The sequence below is a fragment of the Sphingomonas kaistensis genome, from assembly GCF_036884275.1.
GTDB lineage: Bacteria > Pseudomonadota > Alphaproteobacteria > Sphingomonadales > Sphingomonadaceae > Sphingomicrobium > Sphingomicrobium kaistense_A.
In genome coordinates, this window is the sequence record NZ_CP145607.1 from 1186468 (window position 1) to 1209573 (window position 23106).

Consider the following 23106-nt stretch of genomic DNA (forward strand, 5'->3'; position numbering starts at 1 on the left):
ATTCGGCTAAGGGCGCACCAACTTCTCCCAAGGAAATCGCAATGACCCTCCGCAACGTGGCGATCATCGCCCACGTCGATCACGGCAAGACGACCCTCGTCGACCAGCTCTTCCGCCAGTCCGGCACCTTCCGCGATAATCAGCGGATCGACGAACGGGCGATGGATTCGAACGACCTCGAAAAAGAGCGCGGAATCACGATTCTCGCCAAGTGCACGTCGGTCGAATGGGACGACGGCAAGGGCACCGCGACCCGCATCAATATCGTCGACACTCCCGGCCACGCCGACTTCGGCGCCGAGGTGGAGCGCATCCTGTCGATGGTCGACGGGGTGATCCTGCTGGTCGATGCCGCCGAAGGCCCGATGCCGCAGACCAAGTTCGTCACCGGCAAGGCGCTCGGCCTGGGCCTCAAGCCCATCGTCGTCGTCAATAAGATCGACCGCCCCGATGCGCGCGCCGCCGAAGTGCTGGACGAATGCTTCGAGCTGTTCCTCAGCCTCGACGCCAATGACGAGCAACTCGACTTCCCGGTGCTCTACGCCTCGGGCCGCAACGGTTATGCCGGCCGCGAGGACACGGTGCGCGAAGGCGATCTGACGCCGCTGTTCGAGACCATCGTCAGCCACGTTCCCGAGCCCGGCCTGCCGATCCACGGCGAGTTCAAGATGCTCGCGACCCTGCTCGACCGCGATCCGTTCCTCGGCCGCATCCTGACCGGCCGCGTCGAATCGGGTACGCTGCACATCAATCAGCCGATCCGCGCCCTGGACGTTCACGGCGCCAAGGTCGAGGAAGGCCGCGCGACCAAGATCTTCGCCTTCCATGGCCTAGAGCGCGTGCCCGTCGAGCAGGCGCAGGCGGGCGACATCATCGCTATCGCCGGCCTGATGAACGCGACCGTGTCGAACACGATCGCGACGCCGTCGGTGACCACTCCGATCAAGGCCCGCCCGATCGATCCGCCGACGCTCGCCATGAGCTTCGCGGTCAACGACAGCCCCTATGCGGGGCGCGACGGCGACAAGGTGCAGAGCCGCATCATCCGCGAGCGTCTGGAGCGCGAGGCGGAGACCAATGTCGCCATCCGGGTCACCGTTGCTCACGACAACGACAGCTATGAAGTTGCCGGCCGCGGCGAACTTCAGCTCGGCGTGGTGATCGAGACCCTCCGCCGCGAAGGCTTCGAACTGTCGATCAGCCGCCCGCGCGTGCTGTTCCAGGACGGCCCCAATGGCCGTGAAGAGCCGTACGAAACCGTCGTGATCGACGTCGACGACGAATATAGTGGCACGGTCGTCGAGAAGATGAGCCTTCGCAAGGCCGAGATGACCGACATGCGTCCGTCGGGCGCCGGCAAGACCCGCCTGACCTTCAGCGCCCCGTCGCGCGGGCTGATCGGTTATCACGGCGAATTCCTGTCGGACACCCGCGGCACCGGCATCATGAACCGCCTCTTCGAGAAATACGGCCCCCACAAGGGTCAGATCACCGGTCGCCAGAACGGCGTCCTGATCTCGATGGAAAAGGGCAAGGCGCAGGCCTACGCCCTGAACATGCTCGAAGAGCGCGGCGTGCTGTTCATCAGCCCCGGCGACGATCTCTACGAGGGCATGATCATCGGCGAGAATGCCAAGCCGCAGGACCTCGAGGTCAATCCGCTCAAAGCCAAGCAGCTGACCAACTTCCGCGCTAGCGGCAAGGACGAAGGCATCCGCCTCACCCCGCCGCGCCGGATGACGCTGGAGCAGGCGATCGCCTACATTCAGGACGACGAGTTGGTCGAAGTAACCCCCAAGGTCATCCGACTGCGCAAGCGACATCTCGATCCGCATGAGCGCAAGCGCCAGAGCCGCAAGGCCGAAGCTGCCTGAATTTGACAGGGCCCCGGTGACGAGCCGGGGCCCTTTTCATATCTGCTTGATTCGCTTGCCCATTTCACAGCTCATCGCTTCCGCGTTTCGCTTCGTCTGAAAGGGTGTCCCGCGCTGGGAACCGGCCGCGCAACTCGTCTCACGCGCCGCCCGCTTTGGCCAATTTCGGATGCGCGACGCGCGAATAACCCTAAGTCAGCCTCAACAAGACGAGAGCGAGGGCGCCGACCGATTGATAAGGCGGCGCTAGGGCAAGTCGGACGAGGGCGAAGCCGCTGCACCCGAGGGGTGCGAGTGTGGCGTGGCCGGACCCTCGGCCGCAAGACAGTGAGAATGAATTGATCAAGCGTTTGGCGTTGGGCCGCGTGCCCGCGATGGTTTTCCTGTTGGCCGTTTCCGGTCTTGCGGCACCTGCCGCGGCGCAGGTCGGCACCATCGCAGCAACTCCGGTTGCCGCAACCACCGCCACCGTTTCGACCCCGGTCGCCGCGACCGCGCTGCCCACCGCCACACCTGGCACGATCGCCGCTGCCCCCGTTCTCCAGACCGCCCCCGCGCCGGGTCGTGCCGCCATCCTTTCGGCCACCCCGCGACCGGTGACCGGCACCACCCCGCCGACCGGCACCACCGATGTTCGTCCCGCCGTCACCCACGCCGGCCTTTGGCCGATGGTGTGGGCCAAAACGCAGGCTGCGGCGCCTGCGCTGACCGAGCAGGAAGAATGCATCGCCATCGCCGTTTATCACGAAGCCCGGGGTGAACCGCTCGACGGGCAGCTGGCGGTGGCCGAAGTGATCATGAATCGCGCCGCCTCGGGCCGTTATCCGGCCGGGTGGTGCGATGTCGTGAAGCAGCCCTGGCAGTTCAGTTTCGTCAATCCACGCACCGGCCACATGCCCGGCGTCAACCGTGCCAGCGCGAGCTGGGCCTATGCCGAGGCGATCACCCGCATCGCGGTCGGCAATTTCGCCGATGCGCTGCCCGGTGACGTGCTGTGGTATCACGCCGATTACGTCGCACCGAGCTGGGGTCGCCGCCTCGCCAAGGTCGAAAAGATCGGCGCGCACATTTTTTACCGCGCGAGCTGAGGTCGGCGGGCGGCCCCGGATCGCTCGTCAAGCGTGACGCCATGACGTCTCGCCCCCGTAACTACTCGGCTTACCGATAACTCGCTCACCGCGGGATTCGCAGGACGAATCCGCGCTGCAACCCTTTGCACCGGGTGGCTTTGCCACCGGGAGGGTGCAACGTGTTGAAGATCTTGATCGTCGAGGACGAACGGCCGCTTGCGGAAACGCTTCGTTACCTGGTCGAGGACAATCCTCGCTACCGGGTGGTGGGAATTGCGTCCGACCTGCCTTCCGCGCTCGAGCTGCTGGAGCACGGGCGTCCCGACCTTGCCTTGGTCGATCTTCACCTCGCGCATGGCTCGACCGGCTTCTCGGTCGCGGTGCGGCTCAACGATGCCGGCGTGCCCTGCCTGTTCGTGACCGGGCGGCCGCCTGGCTTCGCCATGCCCGACCTTGCGCTCGGCCTTCTGCTCAAGCCGTTCACCGGTAACGACGTGCACCGCGCGCTGGCGCTTGCGGAAGACGTCATGCGTGGCCGCGAGACGCTTCGCCCGCGGATTCCGCGCAATCTGCAGTTGTTCGAAAACGAGGAAGAGGTTGAGCCGGAGCCCGACGCGCCTGCGCTCCTGCCCCGACAGGGTTTCAAAGCGAGACTCGAACGCTGGATCGGTGGCAGCCCGCATTGAACCGATCGATCAACCGATCGTTAATCGGGCAAGCAACTGATTAAACGAGTATTTCGCTGTGCCCCATCGAATGTTCCTCGGCGCTGCCCTGATGGCAGCGGCGCTCGGCGGAGCCTTGCCGGCTGCCGCCGCGACCGCCGTCTACGAGACGAGCGGCTCGATGCCGGCGGCCAGCGCAGTCGCTCGCTTTTACGAAGCTCGGCAACAGCCGCTGTGGCTGCAATCTCCGGACGCCGTGCGTACGTTGCTCGACGCGCTAAGCACCGCCGATGTCGACGGCCTTGCCCAAGGCCCGGAACTCGCGGCCCGGATCGAGCGAGTGCTGGGTGATGCCGATGCCGGCGTGCCGGGGGCGGCGCGCGAGGCCGAGCGGCTGATTAGCAATGCGTTCGTGCTCCACGCCCAGGTGCTGAAATGGCCCGGCAACAACGGCATCATCTACGCCGATCCCTCGCTCGCCCCGCGCGTGCCGAGCCCAGCGGGGATCCTCGAACGCGCTGCCAGCGCCCCCGATCTTGCGGCTTTTGTGCGCCAGACGGTGGACGTGAACCCGATCCATGCGGCACTGCGCGAGGCCGCGATCAAGGATATGCGCCTGCTCGGCACGCCGTCGCGGGCGATGAAGGCCAGCCTCGAACGCTCGCGCCTGCTTCCATCGGAGGGGCGTTTCGTCCTCGTCGATGTCGCCAGCCAGCAGTTGATGATGATCGAGGACGGCCGGGTCGTCGACCAGATGAAGGTGGTAGTCGGCAAGCCCGGTATGAAAACGCCCTTGCTTGCCGGCACCCTGCGCCAGGCGACCTTCAATCCCTATTGGAACGTGCCCGTCGATCTTGCCGCCAGCAACGTCGCGCAGAACGTGCTGAAGAACGGCCTCGGCTGGTTCCGCTCGCGCAACTATGAAGTGTTGAGCGACTGGACCAACGACGCGACGGTGCTCGATCCGGCCAGCATCGATTGGCAGGCGGTTGCCGATGGGCGGGTCGAAGCGCGCGTGCGCCAGCGTCCGGGACCGGGCAACTCGATGGGCGCGATGAAGTTCGAATTCCCTAACGATCGCGGCATCTATCTTCACGATACGCCCGACCGGCAATTATTCTCCGAGGCCGAGCGGACATTCAGCTCGGGCTGCGTGCGGCTGGAGGATGCCGCGCGCCTCGGCCGCTGGCTCCTCGGCCGCGAAGCGGTCGCGAGCAGCAGCCAGCCCGAGCTCAACGTCGCGCTTCCGACGCCCGTGCCGGTGTTCCTGACTTATCTAACGGTCCGTCCTGGCGCTAACGGCACGCTCGCCTATGCGCCCGACGTCTACGGTCTCGACACGGCGGGCGAAGGGCAGCTGGCAGCGGCGCAGTGATCCGGACGCGGATCAGCCGCCCGTAGTGGCGAGACGCTCCAGCTCAGACGCGCTGACACCAAGAACGGCGCCCTTGTCGCTTGCAGCGATCCCATTGCGTGGCAGGCGGACGAGCTTGCCGGAAGTGAGCTTCAGCGTGACGAACTCCGCATCGATTGCATCGATCGTCCCGGCCAGCGCGCCGCTTTGCCCATAGACATTGGCACCGGCCACAAGCTTGGCGTTGGCTTCCGCCAGCGCGGCTTCGGTTTGCTGGTTGAGCTGATCGCGGGTCAAAGCGAACAGCAACTTGCCCTCGCTCGGCGTGAACGAATTCGCCGGCAGAGCAACCTTGAGCTTGTCGGTTTCGACCACCAGCTGATCGCCCTTCACGCTGTAGATCGTTCCCACAGGATTACCCGCCGTATCGACGACCTGCGTGCCGGGAACAATTGCGGGCGACTGCGCCACGGCAGCCGGAGTAACCAACGCAAGGGCGGCAGCGGCGAGATAGATGCGGGGGTTGAGAACCATCATGTCGTAGCAGTCTCCTGAAGAAAATGTCCGACTACACTTTACCCCATCGAAGCAACGCTTCCCATGCGCCGGGCTCGTTCTGCCCCGCCTAGCGCTCGTCATACCGACACCGCACCGCGTACGGACGAGATCGAAGATCGTGCATCACTGATTTTGCTTGGAAAATGGATGCCCGACGTGGATTCGAACCACGATTGACGGAGTCAGAGTCCGTAGTCTTACCATTAGACGATCGGGCATCGGGCGCGCCTCGGCGCGACGACAGGGGGCAGCTAGGGGGCCGGTCCGACGCTGTCAACGTCTTTGCGCTAACTTGCGCTCGGGCTTCAATCTGGCTTAAGCCTGCTTTCAAGTCAGCCGTCCGGGGTTTGCCGGGTCGGTGCAGGTTTATGGAATTGAAGCGATGGCATCCGTTTCTGCCAGCGCGCCGATGCCGGGTCGTCCGGCCGGGCACCGGACAAATGCTCGCTCACCCGCAGCGAACCCCCCGCCACAGCAACCTTATGCCGCGATCGATCTCGGCACCAATAACTGCCGCCTGCTGATCGCGCGCCCGACCAGTGGCGGGTTCACCGTGGTCGATGCCTTTTCGCGGATCGTCCGGCTGGGCGAAGGGCTCGCCAGCAGCGGCCGGCTGACGCAGGACGCGATGGACCGGGCGGTCGACGCGCTTGGCGTTTGTTCGGACAAGCTGCGCCGCCGCCGGGTCGGCCTGGCTCGCTCGGTCGCCACCGAAGCCTGCCGCCGCGCCGCCAACGGCCGCGACTTCATCGAACGGGTGCGCGAGGAAACCGGTATCGCGCTGGAAATCATCCCGCCGCAGGAAGAAGCGCGCCTGGCCGTCCTCGGCTGTCACAAATTGCTCGAACCGGGCGATGGGCCTGCCATCATCTTCGACATCGGCGGCGGCTCGACCGAGCTGGTGCTGGTCGAACCCGGCGACGGTCCCGACGCCAACCCGCGCATCAGGGCCTGGTGGAGCGCGCCGTGGGGCGTGGTTTCGCTGACCGAAAGCGAGGGCAGGGCGGCGATCGAGGGTCCTGACCGGATCGTCGCCTATGCGCGGATGAAGTCTCGCGCTTCCCGCGCCTTCGACAGCTTCGCGCAACTTCTGCCCGAGCGCACCGACAACATTCGCCTGCTCGGCACCAGCGGCACGGTAACGACGCTCGCGTCCGTCCACCTCGCGCTGCCGAGCTACGATCGCCGCGCGGTCGATGGCCTGCACGTGCCGATCGACGCCATGCGCGATATCTCGACCCGGATCGCCGAAATGGATTTCGAGGGCCGGGCGTCGCTGCCCTGCATCGGTGCCGAGCGCGCCGACCTGGTGGTCGCCGGCTGTGCGATCCTCGAATCGATCCTCGACATCTGGCCCGCCGCCCATCTCGGCATCGCCGATCGAGGTATTCGCGAAGGCATTCTGCGCAGCCTGATGGCCCGCGACGGGCACGTCCTGTAAGCGCCGGTCGATGACTACCCGCGTCAAGACCGCCAAGGGCCGCAAGGTCGGCTCCACCAAATGGCTTCAGCGGCAGCTGAACGACCCCTACGTCAAGAAAGCCAAAGCCGAAGGCTATCGCAGCCGCGCCGCCTACAAGCTGCTCGAACTCGACGAGAAATTCCGCTTCCTGCGCGGGTCGAAGGCGGTGGTCGACCTCGGCATCGCGCCGGGCGGGTGGAGCCAGGTGGTGCGCAAGAAATGCCCGCAGGCGGCGGTGGTCGGGATCGACTTCCTTGAGGTCACGCCGCTCGACGGAGTTACCATCCTCCACATGGATTTCACCGATGAGGACGCCGACGCGCGTCTGAAGGAAGCGCTCGGCGGGGAAGCGGATCTCGTGCTGTCGGACATGGCCGCCAACACCGTCGGCCATCCGCAGACCGACCATTTGCGCACGATGGGGCTGGTCGAACTCGGCCTCGAATTCGCCAAGGACGTGCTGAAGCCCGGCGGCGCTTATGTCGCCAAGGTCCTGGCCGGCGGGACCGATCACCAGCTACTTGCCGAACTCAAGAAGCATTTTAACACCGTGAAGCACGCCAAGCCGCCCGCCAGCCGCAAGGATTCGAGCGAATGGTATGTCGTGGCGCAGGGCTTCAAGGGCCGGACTGACGGGCCCGGCGTCGACATCGAGGCTGACGCGGAACCGGCGGAACAGCGCCCGACGCCATGATCGCCCCGACCCTCGAAACCGAGCGCCTCGTCCTGCGCGAAATCCGCGAGGAAGACCTCGACGGTTGGGCCGAGCTGATGGGCGACCCCGACAGCGCCCGTTATATCGGCGGCACGCTCAATCGTGCGCAGTCGTGGCGGGCGATGGCGACCTTTGCCGGCTGCTGGGCGCTCAAGGGCTTCGGCATGTTTTCGGTGATCGAAAAAGCGAGCGGCCGCTGGATCGGCCGGCTTGGGCCGTGGCAGCCCGAAGGCTGGCCCGGCACCGAGGTCGGCTGGAGCATTCTCAAATCCGCCTGGGGGAAGGGCTATGCCGCCGAGGGCGCCACGGCGGCGATCGACTGGGCTTTCGAAACGCTCGGCTGGAGCGACGTCATCCACGTCATCGACGTCGAGAACGCCCGCTCGATCGCGTTGGCCGAGCGGCTCGGCTCCACCGACCTCGGCCCCCGCACGCTTCCGGCGCCGCTCGACAAGTATAACGTCCACGCCTGGGGCCAGTCGCGCGAGCAATGGCTGGCACGGCGCGCGCCTGAGACCCGGTGAAGCGCACTCGCCTCCGCGTCTGCCGAGCCAAGCGGGCCTTCTCACAACCGGACGAGGCCAGCGCGGCGGCGACAGCGAGCGCCCTCGACCTGCGCCCTTATCGCTGCGACCGCTGCCGGGCCTATCACCTGACCAGCCGCCGCAAGGGCAAGCGCATTCCGCGTCCGGCTGCTCATCCTCCATCTGCCGTCATTTCCCTGAAGGACTGACTTCATGAACATCGAGAACAGCCGCAACTATTACGGGCAGGTGCTGTCCGGCTCCTCGGACCTCAGGACCGATGCCTGCTGCACGATGGAAGCGCCGCCCAAAGCCGTCCGCGCGGCGCTCGCCAACGTCCATGAGGAAGTGCGCGCGCGTTATTATGGCTGCGGTCTGGTGGTTCCCGATGCGATCGAAGGCTGCGCGGTGCTCGACCTCGGTTCGGGGTCCGGACAGGACGCCTATCTGCTGTCGCAAATGGTGGGCGCGAGTGGCAGCGTCCTGGGGGTGGATGCCACGCCCGAACAACTCGCCGTCGCCGAACGTCACAAGGATTGGCACGCCGAGCGGTTCGGCTTTGCCAACACCAGTTTCCTCCAGGGCGACATCGAGCGCCTCGACGATCTCGCGCTGGCCGATGCGTCGTTCGACGTGATCGTGTCGAACTGCGTCATCAACCTCGTTGCCGACAAGGCGGCGGTGTTCCGCGCCGCGCACCGTTTGCTGAAGCCCGGCGGCGAGCTTTATTTTTCGGACGTTTATGCCGACCGCCGGGTCGCGCCAGCCCTGCTCGCCGATCCGGTGCTCCACGGCGAATGTCTTGCGGGAGCGCTTTACTGGGGCGATTTTCAGGCTCTTGCCAAAACATCGGGCTTTGCCGACCCGCGACTGGTCACCGACCGACCGCTCGGGATCGGCGACCCGGTCGTGGCCGAAAAGGTCGCCGGCCACCGCTTTTTCTCGGCTACCTATCGCTTGTTCAAGCTCGACGGCCTCGAACCGCAATGCGAGGATTATGGCCAGGCGGTCCGCTATCGCGGCACGATTGCCGGTTCCGAGCGACTGTTCGTCCTCGACAAGCATCACGGCATCGAGGCCGGACGCGTGTTTCCGGTTTGCGGCAATACGTGGCGAATGCTGGCCGATACGCGCTTTGCACCGCACTTCGACTTTTTCGGCGATTTCGAGAAGCACTATGGCATCTTCGCCGGCTGCGGCACGTCCATGCCGTTCGACGTTGCCGATAGCTCCGCCTCGGGACCGGGCGCTTGTTGTTGAGCGAGCCCGCTAGGCGTCGCCGGCCGCCGCCATCATGTCCATGAGATTGCGCGCGGCATCGCGGTCGGCAGGTTCGGGAAAGGCGACATCGAGGTCGGGCGCGCTGCCCAGCGTATAGAGCAATGTCCACAAGGCGAAGCGCTGCTCGCGATCTTCGGCGAGGCCAAGATCGACGGTCAATCGCTCGATCCCCGCTTCGAGGCCGGCTGGGGTGACGGCCGTCAGGTCGGTCGTTCCGAACGCGCGGTGGAGGAGGTCGTCGATCCTCACTTGGCGTTGGCGGCCCGCGCGGCGGCGATCGCCTCCTTCAAGGCATCATAACCGACCGCGCCGTTCAGCACCTTGTCGCCGACGATGAACAGCGGCGTTCCGGTCGCGCCGAGTTGCTGCGCGAGCTGGAAATTCTTGCGCAATTCGCCGTCGATTTCGGGCGAAGAGGGGACAGCCGCCGGCACACCCGCCGCCGCCGCCGCTTTGGCCAGCGTCGCTTGGGAAGGTCGCCCGGCGTCGTACAACGCATCGTGGAACGCCATGAACCGGCCGGCCTTGCTCGCGCCCAGTGCCATTCGCGCCGCAAGTTCGCTTTCTGGGCCGAGGATCGGGAATTCGCGATACACGACGCGGAGTTTCGGATCTTCCTTCACCAGCCGCGCGACCACCGGCAGCGATGCCTTGCAGTAACCGCAAGCGTAATCGTAGAATTCGACCAGGGTGACATCGCCGTCCCTGGCGCCCTGCCAGGAGGAGCCGAACGGCGTCTCGAGCGCGGCGCGATTGGCTGCCAGAACGGGTGCGAACTGGTTTTCGCGCAGGGCGTCGGCGGTTTCGACCAGGATGGTCGGATTCTCCAGCATCGCCTTGCGCACGATTTGGTCGGCCCAGCCGCCCTGCACCGCCGCGATCGCCAGCGCCACGGTCGCGATGGCTCCCCCCGCGGCCCCCACCAAGAGGGTGCCGAGCCCGCTGCTTCCCTTGCCGTCACTCACTTCGATGAACGTCCCCGACCCTTGCGGTCCTTTTCGACCTCGGTGCGGCTTACCATGGCGATATCCTGCGCACGAAGAAAATCGGGCGTGCCCTGGGGAATGCCCTTCAAGGCTCGCTCGGCGCTGGCCAACGCAAGCTTGGGCTCGCCCTCCAGACTGTAGCGTTCGGCGGTCGCCAGCGCGGCGCGGGGCATGTCGCCCTTGCGGTCATAGATGACGCCGAGCTGATACCAGGCGAACGGTTGCTCGTTGTCGCGCCCGATCGAGGCGCGAAGCACCTTTTCGGCCTCGGGCAGATTATCGTTCTTCTCGGTCGCGAGCAGCGCATGGCCGAGCATCGCCTGAATCATCGGCTGGTCGGGCGCCTTGGCGACCGACTGGCGCAGCGGCTCGAGCGCTTCGGTCGGCTTGCCGCTTTCGAGCAGGATCTGGCCTTTAAGCTCAAGATAGAAGGGGTCCTGCGGCGCGGTCGCCAGCAGCGCGTCGGCTTCCTTGAGCGCTGAATCGCGGTCGCCCATCCGGTGATAGGCATAAGCGCGGGCATAATGCGCCGGAACGCTCTGATTGCTTGGCGGATAGGTGCGCAGCACCGCTTCCTTGTCGCTGATATAGCCGATCAGCTTGGCCCGTACGCGCTGGAACCGGGCTTCGAGCGCCGGGTCGGTCGGGCGAGCCCAGGCCGGGTCTTTCTTATAGAGGTCGGTCAGCGTCGCCACGCGCTCGCTGCTCAGCGGGTGAGTGCGGTTGTAGCTGTCGGTGGCATAGACCGCGAGGCGATATTCCTGATTCTGCAATTTCTTGAAGAACTGGATCGAGCCCTGGCCCGACACTCCCGCCTTGCTGAGGTAGGAGACGCCGGCCAGGTCGGCGCTGGTTTCCTGCGCGCGGGTGAAGGCGAGGAATTGGCCCATCGCCATCTGCTGGCCCAGCGCCATCGCGCCCATGCCCGCTTCGCCCGCGCCCGCCGCCATCGCCAGCCCGCCGAGCACCAAGCTCAAGATGCTGATGCCGGTCGCCTGCTTTGCTCCTTCGCCCGAACGGATGACGTGGCCGCCGGCGACGTGGCCAAGCTCGTGGGCGATGACGCCCTGTACCTGATTGGCATTGTCGGCCTGGGTGAGGAGGCCGGTGTGAATATAAACGACCTGTCCGCCCGCGACGAACGCGTTGATCTCCGGATCGTTGATCAGGACGATCTTGACGTTCTTGGGATCGAGCTGCGCGGCTTCGATAAGCGGCTTGGACATGTCGGCGAAAAGCTTTTCGGTCTCGCTGTCGCGAAGGATCGACTGGGCCGCCGCAGGCTGGGCCGCGGCCATCCCAAGGGCGAGGAAAAGCATCAGCCGGGCGCTGAGCGGGGTCACGCGTCGCATGGGTGGGACCACTCTGCCACGGCGGCTGAACGGGGGGTGACTGTTGCCCGCGGACTGGCGTAAAGGCATGTCCTTTCCTGACACAAACTTCGAGCGATTGCCAAAGCCTTGAGCCTGTTTGCCACCTTCACCGACCACTTGAACCGCATCCTCGACGAACTGACCGCCGCCGGGTCGCTCCCCGCTGACCTGCCGCGCGGTAACATCACCGTCGAGCCGCCGCGCGATGCCAGCCATGGCGATCTATCGACCAACGCGGCGATGGTGCTGGCCAAGCCCGCCCAGACCAATCCGCGCGCACTTGCCGGGCTGCTGGTGCCGGCGCTGCAAGCGATTCCGGGCGTCGCCGAGGTGCAGATCGCGGGCCCCGGCTTCATCAATATCAAGCTGGCGGACGATGTCTGGCGCGAGGAACTGCGCCGGATCGCGGCGGAGGGCGCCGATTATGGTCTGAGCGACATTGGCAAGGGCCGCCGGGTCAATGTCGAATATGTCTCGGCCAACCCGACCGGACCGATGCACATGGGCCATTGCCGCGGCGCGGTGGTGGGCGACGCCCTGTCCCGCCTCCTCGCCGCCGCCGGTTTTGCGGTGACCAAGGAGTATTACGTCAACGACGCCGGCAGCCAGGTCGATACGCTCGCCCGCTCCGCGCACCTGCGTTACCGCGAGGCACTCGGCGAAGCGATCGGGGACATTCCCGAGGGTCTTTATCCGGGCGACTATCTGAAGCCGGTCGGCGCGCTGCTGGCGGCCGAATATGGCGACCGGATGGTGTCGGCGCCCGAGGCCGAATGGCTGCCCGCGTTCCGCGAGAAGACGGTGGCGGCGATGCTCGATCTCATCCGCCACGACCTGTCGCTGCTCGGCGTCCATCACGATCTATTCTCCTCCGAAGCCGAAGTGGTCGCATCGGGCGCCGCCGAGCGCGCGATGGAATCGCTTCGTGCACGCGACCTGGTCTACGAAGGCGTGCTCGAAGCGCCCAAGGGCAAGGCGCCCGAGGATTGGGAGCCGGTCGAGCTGACCCTGTTTCGCTCGACCAACTTTGGCGACGATCAGGACCGCCCGATGAAGAAGTCGGACGGCAGCTGGACCTATTTCGGCGTCGATACCGCTTATCACCTCCAGAAGCTTGAACGCTCGGACGAGCTGATCAACATCTGGGGCGCCGACCATTCGGGCACGGTGAAGCGCACTCAGGCAGCGGTCGCCGCGCTGGCCGGGCGCGACGTGCTCGACGTCAAGCTGGTGCAGATGGTCCAGCTGCTGCGCGCCGGCGAACCGGTGAAGATGAGCAAGCGGGCCGGCAATTTCGTCACGCTGGCCGACGTGGTGCGCGAAGTCGGTAAGGACGTGGTCCGCTTCATCATGCTGACCAAGCGTCCGGACACCATGCTCGACTTCGACTTCGCCAAAGTGGTCGAGGCGTCCAAGGACAATCCGGTCTTCTATGTGCAATACGCCCATGCCCGCATTTCGAGCCTGAAGCGCAAGGCCGCCGAAGCAGGGCTCGCAGCGGGCGAGGCCGACCTGTCGCTGCTCGACGCCGAGGAACTGGCGCTGGTCCGGCATGCCAGCCAGTATCCGCGCGTGGTCGAAGCGGCGGCGCTGGCGCATGAGCCGCACCGGATCGCCTTCTATGTCTACGACCTCGCCGCCGCCTTCCATGCCTTGTGGAACCGCGGCAACGACGATCCCTCGCGCCGCTTCCTCATCGAAGGGGAGCCACAGCTCAGCGCGGCGCGGCTGGCGCTTGCCTCGGCGGTGGCGCAGGTGATCGGCAATGGCCTTGCCTTGATGGGTGTCGAGGCGGCCGAGGAGATGCGCTGAACGATGGCCACCCCGACCGAGCGCCTTTCCTGGCGGCATGATGAACCGCCTGCCCCGGCGGCGGCGATCGTGCAGCCGGGCAAAGGCGGGTCGATGTGGCCGTGGTATCTACTGCTGCTGCTACTCGTCGCGGCGGTGGGGGCGGGCGCATGGTGGCTGAGTACCGGCAAGGAAGCGCCCCCGCCGCAGCTTCCGGCCGAGGAATCCCTGCCGATCCCGGTCAGTCAGGCACCGACCTCCGAGCCTCCGATGGCGCCGGAGATGCCGGTCAATGAGGCCGTGCCAGAGATAGACGCGCCACCGCCCGCCGCCGTTACAAATGCACCGCCGGTCGCCCGCGCGCCCGAGCGCCGCCCCTCGGCGAGGGCGTCTTCCGCCGGCACTGCCGACGGCAACTCTAGCCGCACCATCTTCCCCGCCGACGATGCCGCGCCTGCCCCGTCGGTTCAAAGCCCCGGTCTGACGGCCGCATACAACCCCCGCCCCTACAGCGGCCGCGTGGTGCAGCTCGGCGCGTTTCCGACCCGCAAGCAGGCCGAGGACGAGTGGAAGCGCGTCACGCGTCGCTATCCGTATCTCACCACCAAAACAAAGATGGTGAATACGGTGGACGTCGTCGGACTCGGCACGAGACGACCGACACGAATGTACCGCCTGCAGCTCGGCACCTCTTCGCAAGCCCAGTCGGTTGTCATATGCCAACAACTGGAGCGGGCGGGTCTTTCTTGCGTGGTGGTGTACTGATGGCGACTAGGGGTGGTGGAATGTCGGGCGAGCCGCTGCCGTGGCTCGAACCGGTCGAGGACGAGGACGAGCCGCCTGCGCTTTCCGCGCGCAAGATGGGCGCCGCGATCCTGGTCGTGCTGCTCGCCGCGGCGCTGATCGCGGGCACTTTGTACTGGCTCGGCCGCAACAACGCATCCGAAGGCACCGGCGCACCCGAATTAATCAAGGCCGAGCCCGGCCCGGTCAAGATAAAGCCCGACAATCCCGGCGGGATCGACGTCGCCGGCGACAGCGAAACCGCTTTCGCCACCGGGGCTGGCGAAAAGGTCGATGGCCAGCTCGATCTCGACGCCGTGCCCGAGGAAGCGATCGCCCGGCCACAACCCAAGCCGCCGGCGGCTCCCGCCGCGGAACAGGCGCCGGCTGCGAAAGAGCCGGCCGCGCCGCCGCCTGCGCCGGCGGCCGCCAATCAGGTCCAGCTCGGCTTTTATGGCTCGGCCAGCGAGGCCGAAGCGGCGTGGAAGACGCTGTCGGGCCGCTTTCCGGTAATCGCGGGTTCCGGCAAGATCGTGGTTCCCTACCAGTCGGGCCAGCGCCTTCGCGCCGGGTTCGGCAGCGCGGCCGAGGCGCGTGCCGCCTGTCAGTTGCTCAAGGCCGCTGGCGACGCCTGCTTCGTGGTGCGCTGAGACCATGCAGGCAGCGATCTACGGGCTATCGGGCCTCGCCCTCACCGCCGATGAGCGGGCGTTCTTCCTCGATATCGATCCCGCGGGCTATATCCTGTTCGCGCGCAACTGCGGCGATCCCGACCAGCTGAAAGCGCTGACCGCCGCGCTGCGCGATCTTCACGGACGCGAGGACCTGCCGATCCTGATCGATCAGGAAGGCGGGCGCGTGATGCGGATGAAGCCGCCGGCCTGGCCGCCGCTTCCCGCCGGCGGGGCGTTCGAGAAGCTTTATCGGACCGCGCCGTCCTCGGCGATCGAGGCGGCACGGATGAACGCCCGCGCCATCGGCCTGCTGCTTGCCGCGCACGGCATCAACGTCAATTGCGCCCCCATGCTCGACGTGCGCCAGCCCGACGCCGACCAGATCATGGGCGATCGCGCTTATGGCACCGAACCGATGCAGGTGGCCGCGATCGGCCGCGCGGTGCTCGACGGCCTGTCGTCGGCGGGCGTGGTCGGGGTGGTCAAGCACATCCCCGGCCACGGCCGCGCCACGGTCGACAGCCACAAGGAACTGCCGCGCGTCGGCGCCTCCGCCGAAGAATTGGACATCGATCTCGAGCCCTTCGAAACCTTGCGCGAGGCGCCGATGGGAATGGTCGCGCATATCTTGTTCGAAGCGTGGGACCGCGAGCATCCGTCCAGCCAGTCGCCTTTCATCATCGACGAGATCATCCGCAAGCGTATCGCCTTTCCCGGCCTGCTGATGACCGACGACATCGGAATGGAAGCGCTGGCGGGGTCGGCCGGCGAACGCTCGGCCGCCGCCATCGCCGCGGGCTGCGATCTTACCCTGCATTGTAGCGGCAAGTTCGACGAGATGCTCGATGTCGCCGCGCATGTCGGCGCGATGACCACCGACGCCGAAGGTCGTCTCGCCCGGGCGATGGCCGGCGCCATGCTCGGTGCCTCGGAGGGACCGGACTTCGCCGAGGCGGCGGCGGTGCGCGACGAACTTCTGGCACTCGCCTGACCCCACGCGCCATGTCGCTCCTCCCCGAACCGCAGGAGGATGTGCTCCAGCTCCACCTCGAAGGGTTCGAAGGACCGCTCGACCTGCTGCTGACCCTCGCGCGGACGCAAAAGGTCGATCTTCATCAGATTTCGATCCTCACGCTCGTCGAGCAATATCTCGACTATCTGGAAAACGCCCGCGCGCTGCGGCTCGAGATCGCCGCCGACCATCTCGTCATGGCCGCGTGGCTGGCTTATCTTAAAAGCTGCCTGCTGCTGCCCAAGGATCCGACCCAGGACCCGAGCCCGGAGGAATTGGCAACCCTGCTCCAGCTTCGTCTCCAGCGGCTCGACGCGATGCGCGACGCAGGGGCTCGGCTGATGGGCCGCGACCGCCTCGGCCGCGACGTCTTTGCGCGTGGAGCGCCCGAAGGCCTGCGCCAGGTTCGCAAGTCGAAATGGGAAGTTTCGCTGTTCGAACTTGCTGCCGCCTACGGCCAGCTCCGCGCCCGCTCGGCCCCGGTCATGCACGTCGTCGCCCGCCGGGCGGTGGTGACGCTGGAAGATGCGATCGAGCGGGTGTCCGGGCTGATCGGCACCGCCATCGACTGGACCGAGCTTCAACGCTTTCTGGAGCCGACCACCGATCCCGACCGGGCCCGCTCGTCGCTCGCCTCTTCGTTCGTCGCCGCGCTTGAACTGGCGCGGCAGGGGAGGGTGGATCTGCGGCAGGCCGAACCTTTTGCCCGGCTCGAATTGAGGATGGCCTGCAAATGAGCGACGCCGCTTACACACGGGCGGTCGAAGCCGTGCTGTTCGCGGCCGCCGAACCCCTTCGCGAACAGGACATCCTCGCGCACGCCGGGGAAGGCGATCTTTCCGCGGCTTTTGCCGCGTTACAGGAGCTGTACGCCGACCGCGGCGTCCATCTGGTGTCGCGCGGCGACCGCTGGCATTTTGAGACCGCGCCCGATCTGGCCCACCTCCTCAGGCGAACCCGCGAAGAACCGCGCCGTCTCGGCCGCGCCGCGACCGAGACGCTCAGCATCATCGCCTATCACGAACCCGTCAGTCGCGCCGAGATCGAGGCGATCCGCGGGGTGCAGACGTCCAAGGGGACGCTCGACGTCCTGATGGAAGCAGGATGGATCCGCCCTGCCGGCCGCCGCGAGGGTCCCGGCCGGCCCTTGCTCTACGCCACCACCGCCGATTTTCTGACCCACTTCGGCCTTGGCAGCCGCCGCGATCTGCCGGGGATCGACGATCTGCGGGCGGCGGGGCTGCTCGACCCGATGCCTGCGCTGCAACTGGTAAGTGACGAGCAAGACGCCTAGATAGCAGGACACGGTAACGGAGTATTTGATTCCATGGGCGGTTTTAGCCTCATTCACTGGCTCATTCTCGGGGTCGTTATTCTGCTTCTGTTCGGCGGCAATCGCTTTTCCACCATGATGGGCGACGTCGCGAAAGGCCTGAAGAGCTTCAAGCACGGCATGGCCGACGACGAGGAAGACGAGCGTCGCCGCAAGGCCGAAGAAGCGCGCCGTCTGGGCTCGACCGACCGGCCGATCGATGTCACGCCGCACCCGCGGGCAGCCGATCCCGTGGCGCCTCCGCCGCCGTCCGACACCCTCCCGCGCTGATCTCGTCGCCGCATGTTCGGCGTCGATTCGACGGAGCTTTTGATCATCGCTCTTGCGGCGCTGATCTTCATCGGACCCAAGGAACTGCCGACCGCGATGCGGACGGTCGGCCGCTGGGTCGGTCGCGCCCGCGCCCATGCGCGCCATTTCACCGCCGGCATTGAGAACATGATGCGCGAAGCCGAGCTTGAGGAAATGGAAAAGCGCTGGCGCGACGAGAATGAGCGGATAATGCGCGATCATCCCGTTGCGGCCCCGTACGTCGGGGCGCCGGACGCGCTTGGCGCACCAGTGACCGAGACGCCGCCGCTTGCCACCGAGCCCAGCCATGCTCCGCCCGAGGCGACCATGGACGACGAGCCCGGCCTACCGCTCCCCGATCCCGAGACTCACAAGCGCGAATTGCCGTGAGGGACCTCGACGACTCCAAGGCGCCGCTGTTCGAGCATCTGGTCGAACTGCGCAAACGACTGCTGATCTGCATCGCGGTGATCGTGGTGGCGTTTTTCGCCTGCTATTATTTCGCCAGGCCGATCTTCGCTTTCCTGGTCCAGCCGCTGAAGGACGCCGGCCAGGACCGGGTCATCTATACCGACGTGTTCGAAGCCTTCTGGGTCCAAGTGAAGGTGGCGCTGTTCGCCGCGCTGATGATCTGCTTCCCGGTGATCGCCACCCAGATCTGGCGGTTCGTTGCCCCCGGCCTTTACGCTCGCGAGAAACGGGCGGTGTTGCCGTTTCTTCTGATGACTCCGATCTTCTTCGGCGGCGGCGCGGCCTTCGCTTATTATCTCGCCATGCCCTGGGCGCTGCACTTCCTGCTCGGTTTTGAGGGAGACATCGGCGGGGTCAGCCAGGAAGCCTTGCCGGGGGTCGGCAATTATCTGTCGTTCGTGACCCGCTTCCTGTTCGGCTTTGGGGTCGCCTTCCTGCTGCCGATCCTGCTGATGCTGCTCGAGCGGGCCGGGCTGGTGACCGCCGCGCAACTGGCGGCCAAGCGGCGCTATGCGGTCGTCGGGGCCTTTGCAGTGGCCGCCGTGCTGACGCCGCCCGACGCGATCAGCCAGTTCATGCTCGCGGTGCCGCTGTGGATGCTCTACGAAAGTTCGATCATCGCGATCCGCCTGACCCATTGGCGCGCGTCGCGGCGGCAGGCCCCCGCCGCACGCGAGTAAGCAAGCCGTAGCGCGGCTAAACCGGGCGGTAAGCTTGCCATCGCTGTGTTGAACTGCCCCAAACACAAGGCGGGCCCGAAATCGTCACCGGGGGGGGAGGGTTGACGACTTCGGGCCCGTGTAAGCGGATAGCGAGAGCGGGGGGGCAAAAGGTCACTATCCGAAGTATAAAACGGCGATGCGGAAAGAGGGTTCCGATCCGTTTCAGATTTTTTTGCGTCGGCGCCCCGGCACGAGAAGGCTTGCCTAGTAGCTTTCGCGCGCAGCGAAAACCGGTAGCTCGACGCTGTAATGACCCTCGGTCCGCTCCAGCGCCGAACGAAGCTGCTTGGCGAGACCCGTGATGATCCGTTCGAATTGCTGGTGCTCGGCCTGATTGGCGATCTCCGGCGACAATGCGCCGGTCGCCAGCGTGAAGCGTGCAGTGAGATCACCGGAGCGGCGCAGCGTCAGCGTGACGGGCGCATCGGGCCGGGTCAGCATGGCATGCTCGACGATCTCGGTGGTGAGAAAGGCCGTCGCCACCGCCACGTCCTGAGTCGTATTGAGGCTTTCAAGGTCGAGGTTAATGTCGAGGCGCCTTGCGCTTTCCGGCGCACTGCCGCGCAGGTTTGACGCGAGTTCGCTGATCAGCGGTCGAAGCGCGATCCCGCGATTTTCCTCGAGCTCGGCAAAGTGATTGCGGTGCACCACCGCCAGCGCGTCGACCCGCCGCCCGATCGCGGAATAGGCGTTCTGCGCGTCCTCGGATTTGGCGCTGCGGCGATGGATGTTGAGTAGCGATGCGACCACCTGGAGGTTGTTTTTGACCCGGTGATGCACCTCACGGACCAGCTTGCGCTGCCCTTCGAGCGCCTCGCCCATGTCGCGTTCGCTTTGTTCGATCCGCTCCACCGCGCGCGTAAAGGATGCTCCAAGCTCGCGGATCTCGACCGAGGGGCCAAGCCGCTCAGGAAGCTGAAGCGGGCCCTGCCCGGGTTCGTGCGCCGCGATCGACTGGCTGATCCGATGCAGGGGGGTCAACAGGAAGGTGCGCACCACCAGCCAGCTGAGCAGGGCCGCAACGATCCACATCAGGACGGGCAGGAGAAGCAGCAGTCGGTCCGCCGAGGCGATGTGGTCGATCGGCACGTCGACGGCGATTTCGACCTGCCCACCGGCGATTTTCTGGGTGAAGCGCTCCACGACGGGATCGCTGCCAAGGGCGCCCGATCGCTCGCCCTCGTCGCTGACCTGTAGCGCGCCCCCGCCGGCGATCAGGTCGAGCCCCGCGGTCCCGGCGCGCGCGGCGCTCAAGGCGGAGCGAAACTGCTCGCGGTCGAGCGATCCCGTTGCCGAGCCGCCGAAGACGCCGACCTTGTAGAACAACCGCCCGCGCTCGGGCACCAGCCACATGCGTACCTGGCCGGGCGCGACCAGCAGGGTCCGGCGGCCGCCATCGTCAGGCTCGCCGCGGGTGCACAGCTGCGTGCCGATCGGATCGGACAGCAGGAAGGAGGAAGGCGTGCCTGGGGCCGCGCCAAGCGCGCGCGTGACCCGCTCACAGGGATCGCCGCCGCCATCAAGCGCGCCATTGGCGGCGATCCGTAACGCCAGGACGTTGCGGGCGATCAGACTGTCGATGGCACGGACGGCGAGCCGACCCTGATCGTTCGCCCGCGACGACAAAGCGCTATTGGCCTGCTCGATCCCGTTGGACGCCGCGGCCACCAGAACCAGGCCAAGGGGCAGGATCGCCGCGCTCAGTAACAGCAGCAGCTTTCCGGCGGTGGGGAGCTGCCGGAACCAGTTTTGCAGAAAGGACATCAGTGGACGGACAAAACGGGGCGGACCCCGCTCAGTTCAGTTTTCCAAGAAGGTCGAGAAAATCGTCAGGGATGCTTTCCCGCACGGCCTCGTCGTACGCGCTGCGAAGAGCCTTGCTCACATCATCGGCAGCCTGCCCACGACGCTTTGTACCCTTTGCGACCTTATCCTTGCCGTCTTCTGGACGAGCCTCGTTGTTCGCACCCAACCCTTCGGTCCCCTCCCGACGCAGCGCAGCCTCTGGCAAATACCTGTCCTTATGAACGGGCGAAAAAAACCAGCCCCTAGAAACGGAGCTGCCTGCCCGTCAACTTCGAGTTGTGGCAGCCCGGTCACGAAACCAAATCGCCAATGCTTTGTTCCGTCCGCTCAACAGATAAATACTGAGAGAGTCGGGCCGCGGTTGTAGCGGATGCCCGAGGCTTGCAGTTTCGCCAACCGGCTTCCAATAGGGGCCTCAAAGAAATTACAGGAGCACCGGGATACCCATGTCGCTAGGTCAGGAACTCGCGCCTCATTTGCCATTCCTGCGGCGCTATGCCCGCGCCCTGACCGGAAGCCAGACTCATGGCGACGCTTTTGTGCGTGCAACGCTGGAAGCCATCGTCGCCGCGCCCGACAGTTTTCCGCGGGACGTCGAGCCGCGGCTCGGCCTGTACAAGACTTTTCACGCGATCTGGTCGACAGCCAACATCGAGGAAGGCCATGATGCCGACAACGGGCTCGGCAATCCGGAAGCGATCGCGCAGGCCCGCCTCAGCCGCATTACTCCGCTGTCGCGCCAAGCGCTTCTGCTGACTGCGCTGGAAGGCTTTTCGGCCGCCGACGCCGGTTATCTGATTGGCGCCGAGCCCAACGAGATCGACAATCTGGTGCAGGAAGCGCTCGGCGAGATCGAGCGGCAGACCCTTGCCGACGTGCTGATCATCGAGGACGAACCGATCATCGCGATGGATATCGAAACCATCGTGCGCGACCTCGGCCACAATGTTACCGGCGTCGCCGTCACCCGCGACGAAGCCTTGGCGCAGGCCCGTGCCCACCCGCCGGGCCTCGTCCTTGCCGACATCCAGCTCGCCGACGATTCGAGTGGGATCGACGCGGTGCGTGACATCCTGGCCGAATTCTCGGTGCCGGTGATCTTCATCACCGCCTTTCCCGAGCGTCTGCTGACCGGCACCCGGCCCGAGCCGACCTTCCTTATCACCAAGCCGTTCCAGCGCGCGACGGTGAAGGCGGCGATCGCGCAGGCCCTGTTCTTCGACGCGGCGACGGTCCCGGCCGGCTAAGGCGCTGACGAGGGAACTCCGGTTCCCATCGTTGCGTTGGCGCTTCAATCTTATCGGAGTGCCTTACCCTTATGGATCAAGATCGTCCGGAACACGTGACCGGAACCGAAGCGCGTGCGGGAACAACCCCCGGCGTCGCACGCGTGGCCTTGTTTGGCGGGCTGGCCCTTGTCATATTGGCTTTTGCAATCATCTACTTCGTTGCAGCCTGAGTGGATTGCGCTCTGATCAAAGGCGCAGGCGGCGCCGGCGGCGATAGTGACAATGGGCGGGGTTACGTGAGCGACGATCTGGACAGTCAACCGGCCGAAGCGGCACGGGCCGAGCCCGTTCCGCTGTCCGATCCGGAATTCAAAACCCAGCTTGCGCAGGTCATTCCGCATCTCCGCGCCTTCGGCCGCTCCTTATCGGGCAGTCGTGACCTTGCCGACGATCTGGTGCAGGAAACGCTGCTCAAGGCATGGGCCGCGCGTAAGCGCTTCCAGGCCGGGACCAACATGCGCGCTTGGACCTTCATCATCCTGCGCAACCTCTTCCTCAGCCAGATGCGCCGGGCGCGCTTCAAGGGGGAATGGGACGAGATCACCGCATCCAAGCTGCTCGCCGCGCCGGCCAGCCAGGACCGTCACGTCGAACTAGGCGACATGCAGCGGGCGCTGCTGCACCTGCCGCAACCGCAACGCGAAGCCCTGATCCTCGTTGGCGCGGGCGGGTTCGCCTACGAGGAAGCGGCCGAGATCTGTGGCTGCGCAGTCGGCACGATCAAGAGCCGGGTTGCGCGTGGCCGTGTCGCTCTCGAACAGCTCTTGTCGGGGGGCAAATTGCCGAGCCGGCGCCAGCATAAGACCGATCCCAATAACAGCGTGCTGTCGCAGATCATGGGCGAAGTCGACGAACTCGCCGGTCCGCGCGGCTAAAACGAGAAAAAACGCCGTCCCGGCTTTGGCTGGAACGGCGTTTTTCGTACGCGATACACTTCATAGCCGGTCTTCACCGGTCGAGGGTGTCACCCCAGACGCGCCAGCAAGTCGTCGAACTGGCGGTCTTCTCCGCCCGCTGGAACGGCCGCAAAGGCACGTCGCAAAGCAGCGGTGACACCGGCATGTGCAGGCGG

General features: G+C 65.9%; 25 protein-coding genes and 1 tRNA gene. 19 read left to right on the forward strand and 7 right to left on the reverse strand.

The window, feature by feature from the left end; all coding sequences use genetic code 11:
- The first annotated feature begins 41 nt into the window (after positions 1 to 41).
- The 4 genes from typA to V6R86_RS05730 all read left to right on the forward strand — a co-directional run bounded on the left by typA (position 42) and on the right by V6R86_RS05730 (position 4984).
- On the forward strand, positions 42 to 1874 hold the full coding sequence (typA, locus tag V6R86_RS05715) for a translational GTPase TypA (RefSeq protein WP_338502810.1): 1833 nt from the start codon (positions 42 to 44) through the stop codon (positions 1872 to 1874).
- 338 nt (positions 1875 to 2212) lie between these two features.
- Positions 2213 to 2962, forward strand: a complete 750-nt coding sequence (locus V6R86_RS05720) for a cell wall hydrolase (protein ID WP_338502811.1) — start codon at positions 2213 to 2215, stop codon at positions 2960 to 2962.
- A 161-nt stretch (positions 2963 to 3123) separates the two neighbouring features.
- Complete coding sequence (locus V6R86_RS05725; RefSeq protein WP_338502812.1) at positions 3124 to 3630, forward strand: LytR/AlgR family response regulator transcription factor; 507 nt, start codon at positions 3124 to 3126, stop codon at positions 3628 to 3630.
- Between the two features lie 58 nt (positions 3631 to 3688).
- Positions 3689 to 4984 carry a L,D-transpeptidase family protein gene (locus V6R86_RS05730; protein ID WP_338502813.1) on the forward strand — a complete coding sequence of 432 codons (1296 nt, stop codon included), beginning with the start codon at positions 3689 to 3691 and terminating at the stop codon, positions 4982 to 4984.
- A gap of 12 nt (positions 4985 to 4996) precedes the next feature.
- Here V6R86_RS05730 and V6R86_RS05735 read toward each other — a convergent pair whose 3' ends face one another.
- Both V6R86_RS05735 and V6R86_RS05740 read right to left on the reverse strand, forming a co-directional pair.
- Positions 4997 to 5500: a hypothetical protein gene (locus V6R86_RS05735; protein WP_338502814.1), complete on the reverse strand. Its 504-nt coding sequence runs from the start codon at positions 5498 to 5500 to the stop codon at positions 4997 to 4999.
- A gap of 165 nt (positions 5501 to 5665) precedes the next feature.
- Positions 5666 to 5739 (reverse strand) — tRNA-Gln (locus V6R86_RS05740).
- A 164-nt stretch (positions 5740 to 5903) separates the two neighbouring features.
- Here V6R86_RS05740 and V6R86_RS05745 point away from each other — a divergent pair.
- The 4 genes from V6R86_RS05745 to V6R86_RS05760 all read left to right on the forward strand — a co-directional run bounded on the left by V6R86_RS05745 (position 5904) and on the right by V6R86_RS05760 (position 9482).
- On the forward strand, positions 5904 to 6962 hold the full coding sequence (locus V6R86_RS05745; protein ID WP_338502815.1) for a Ppx/GppA phosphatase family protein: 1059 nt from the start codon (positions 5904 to 5906) through the stop codon (positions 6960 to 6962).
- Between the two features lie 10 nt (positions 6963 to 6972).
- Complete coding sequence (locus V6R86_RS05750; RefSeq protein WP_338502816.1) at positions 6973 to 7677, forward strand: RlmE family RNA methyltransferase; 705 nt, start codon at positions 6973 to 6975, stop codon at positions 7675 to 7677.
- Positions 7674 to 8222 (forward strand): GNAT family N-acetyltransferase, encoded by a 549-nt coding sequence (locus V6R86_RS05755; RefSeq protein WP_338502817.1) that lies wholly within the window; start codon positions 7674 to 7676, stop codon positions 8220 to 8222. The genes V6R86_RS05750 and V6R86_RS05755 overlap by 4 nt, the downstream gene beginning before the upstream one ends.
- Positions 8223 to 8435: 213 nt before the next feature.
- The gene (locus V6R86_RS05760) at positions 8436 to 9482 is read left to right on the forward strand and encodes a methyltransferase domain-containing protein (RefSeq protein ID WP_338502819.1); all 1047 of its coding nucleotides are present in this window, start codon (positions 8436 to 8438) and stop codon (positions 9480 to 9482) included.
- A gap of 9 nt (positions 9483 to 9491) precedes the next feature.
- On the opposite strand, the gene V6R86_RS05765 is transcribed toward V6R86_RS05760, so the two are convergent.
- The 3 genes from V6R86_RS05765 to V6R86_RS05775 are packed head-to-tail and all read right to left on the reverse strand — an operon-like array spanning position 9492 to position 11841.
- Positions 9492 to 9752 (reverse strand): hypothetical protein, encoded by a 261-nt coding sequence (locus tag V6R86_RS05765; protein WP_338502820.1) that lies wholly within the window; start codon positions 9750 to 9752, stop codon positions 9492 to 9494.
- On the reverse strand, positions 9749 to 10468 hold the full coding sequence (locus V6R86_RS05770; RefSeq protein ID WP_338502822.1) for a DsbA family protein: 720 nt from the start codon (positions 10466 to 10468) through the stop codon (positions 9749 to 9751). Before V6R86_RS05770 ends, V6R86_RS05765 begins: the two co-directional genes overlap by 4 nt.
- Positions 10465 to 11841: a M48 family metalloprotease gene (locus tag V6R86_RS05775; RefSeq protein ID WP_338502823.1), complete on the reverse strand. Its 1377-nt coding sequence runs from the start codon at positions 11839 to 11841 to the stop codon at positions 10465 to 10467. The genes V6R86_RS05770 and V6R86_RS05775 overlap by 4 nt, the downstream gene beginning before the upstream one ends.
- Positions 11842 to 11949: 108 nt before the next feature.
- On the opposite strand from V6R86_RS05775, the gene argS reads away from it, so the two are divergent.
- From argS to tatC, 9 genes are read left to right on the forward strand one after another with little or no spacing between them, the layout of a single operon-like run.
- Positions 11950 to 13674: an arginine--tRNA ligase gene (gene argS / locus V6R86_RS05780; protein WP_338502824.1), complete on the forward strand. Its 1725-nt coding sequence runs from the start codon at positions 11950 to 11952 to the stop codon at positions 13672 to 13674.
- A gap of 3 nt (positions 13675 to 13677) precedes the next feature.
- Entirely contained in the window at positions 13678 to 14418 is a 741-nt protein-coding gene (locus tag V6R86_RS05785) for an SPOR domain-containing protein (RefSeq protein ID WP_338502825.1), read from the forward strand.
- Positions 14419 to 14438: 20 nt separating this feature from the next.
- Positions 14439 to 15086, forward strand: coding sequence for an SPOR domain-containing protein (locus V6R86_RS05790; protein WP_338502826.1), 648 nt, complete (start codon positions 14439 to 14441; stop codon positions 15084 to 15086).
- A 4-nt stretch (positions 15087 to 15090) separates the two neighbouring features.
- Positions 15091 to 16101: a beta-N-acetylhexosaminidase gene (gene nagZ, locus V6R86_RS05795; protein WP_338502827.1), complete on the forward strand. Its 1011-nt coding sequence runs from the start codon at positions 15091 to 15093 to the stop codon at positions 16099 to 16101.
- 11 nt (positions 16102 to 16112) lie between these two features.
- Positions 16113 to 16859 carry a ScpA family protein gene (locus V6R86_RS05800; protein ID WP_338502828.1) on the forward strand — a complete coding sequence of 249 codons (747 nt, stop codon included), beginning with the start codon at positions 16113 to 16115 and terminating at the stop codon, positions 16857 to 16859.
- Entirely contained in the window at positions 16856 to 17416 is a 561-nt protein-coding gene (gene scpB, locus V6R86_RS05805) for an SMC-Scp complex subunit ScpB (protein ID WP_338502829.1), read from the forward strand. The genes V6R86_RS05800 and scpB overlap by 4 nt, the downstream gene beginning before the upstream one ends.
- A 33-nt stretch (positions 17417 to 17449) precedes the next feature.
- Positions 17450 to 17725, forward strand: a complete 276-nt coding sequence (locus V6R86_RS05810; RefSeq protein WP_338502830.1) for a twin-arginine translocase TatA/TatE family subunit — start codon at positions 17450 to 17452, stop codon at positions 17723 to 17725.
- A 39-nt stretch (positions 17726 to 17764) separates the two neighbouring features.
- Positions 17765 to 18136 (forward strand): twin-arginine translocase subunit TatB, encoded by a 372-nt coding sequence (locus tag V6R86_RS05815; RefSeq protein ID WP_338502832.1) that lies wholly within the window; start codon positions 17765 to 17767, stop codon positions 18134 to 18136.
- Positions 18133 to 18897, forward strand: a complete 765-nt coding sequence (gene tatC / locus V6R86_RS05820; protein ID WP_338502833.1) for a twin-arginine translocase subunit TatC — start codon at positions 18133 to 18135, stop codon at positions 18895 to 18897. Before V6R86_RS05815 ends, tatC begins: the two co-directional genes overlap by 4 nt.
- 246 nt (positions 18898 to 19143) lie before the next feature.
- Here tatC and V6R86_RS05825 read toward each other — a convergent pair whose 3' ends face one another.
- Both V6R86_RS05825 and V6R86_RS05830 read right to left on the reverse strand, forming a co-directional pair.
- Positions 19144 to 20703, reverse strand: a complete 1560-nt coding sequence (locus V6R86_RS05825) for a sensor histidine kinase (protein WP_338502834.1) — start codon at positions 20701 to 20703, stop codon at positions 19144 to 19146.
- 31 nt (positions 20704 to 20734) lie between these two features.
- Positions 20735 to 20950 carry a NepR family anti-sigma factor gene (locus V6R86_RS05830; RefSeq protein ID WP_338502835.1) on the reverse strand — a complete coding sequence of 72 codons (216 nt, stop codon included), beginning with the start codon at positions 20948 to 20950 and terminating at the stop codon, positions 20735 to 20737.
- Between the two features lie 241 nt (positions 20951 to 21191).
- Here V6R86_RS05830 and V6R86_RS05835 point away from each other — a divergent pair, with 241 nt between their 5' ends.
- Both V6R86_RS05835 and V6R86_RS05840 read left to right on the forward strand, forming a co-directional pair.
- Positions 21192 to 21992: a response regulator gene (locus V6R86_RS05835; protein WP_338502836.1), complete on the forward strand. Its 801-nt coding sequence runs from the start codon at positions 21192 to 21194 to the stop codon at positions 21990 to 21992.
- A gap of 278 nt (positions 21993 to 22270) precedes the next feature.
- Positions 22271 to 22909 carry a sigma-70 family RNA polymerase sigma factor gene (locus V6R86_RS05840; protein WP_338502837.1) on the forward strand — a complete coding sequence of 213 codons (639 nt, stop codon included), beginning with the start codon at positions 22271 to 22273 and terminating at the stop codon, positions 22907 to 22909.
- The last annotated feature ends 197 nt before the right edge of the window (positions 22910 to 23106 follow it).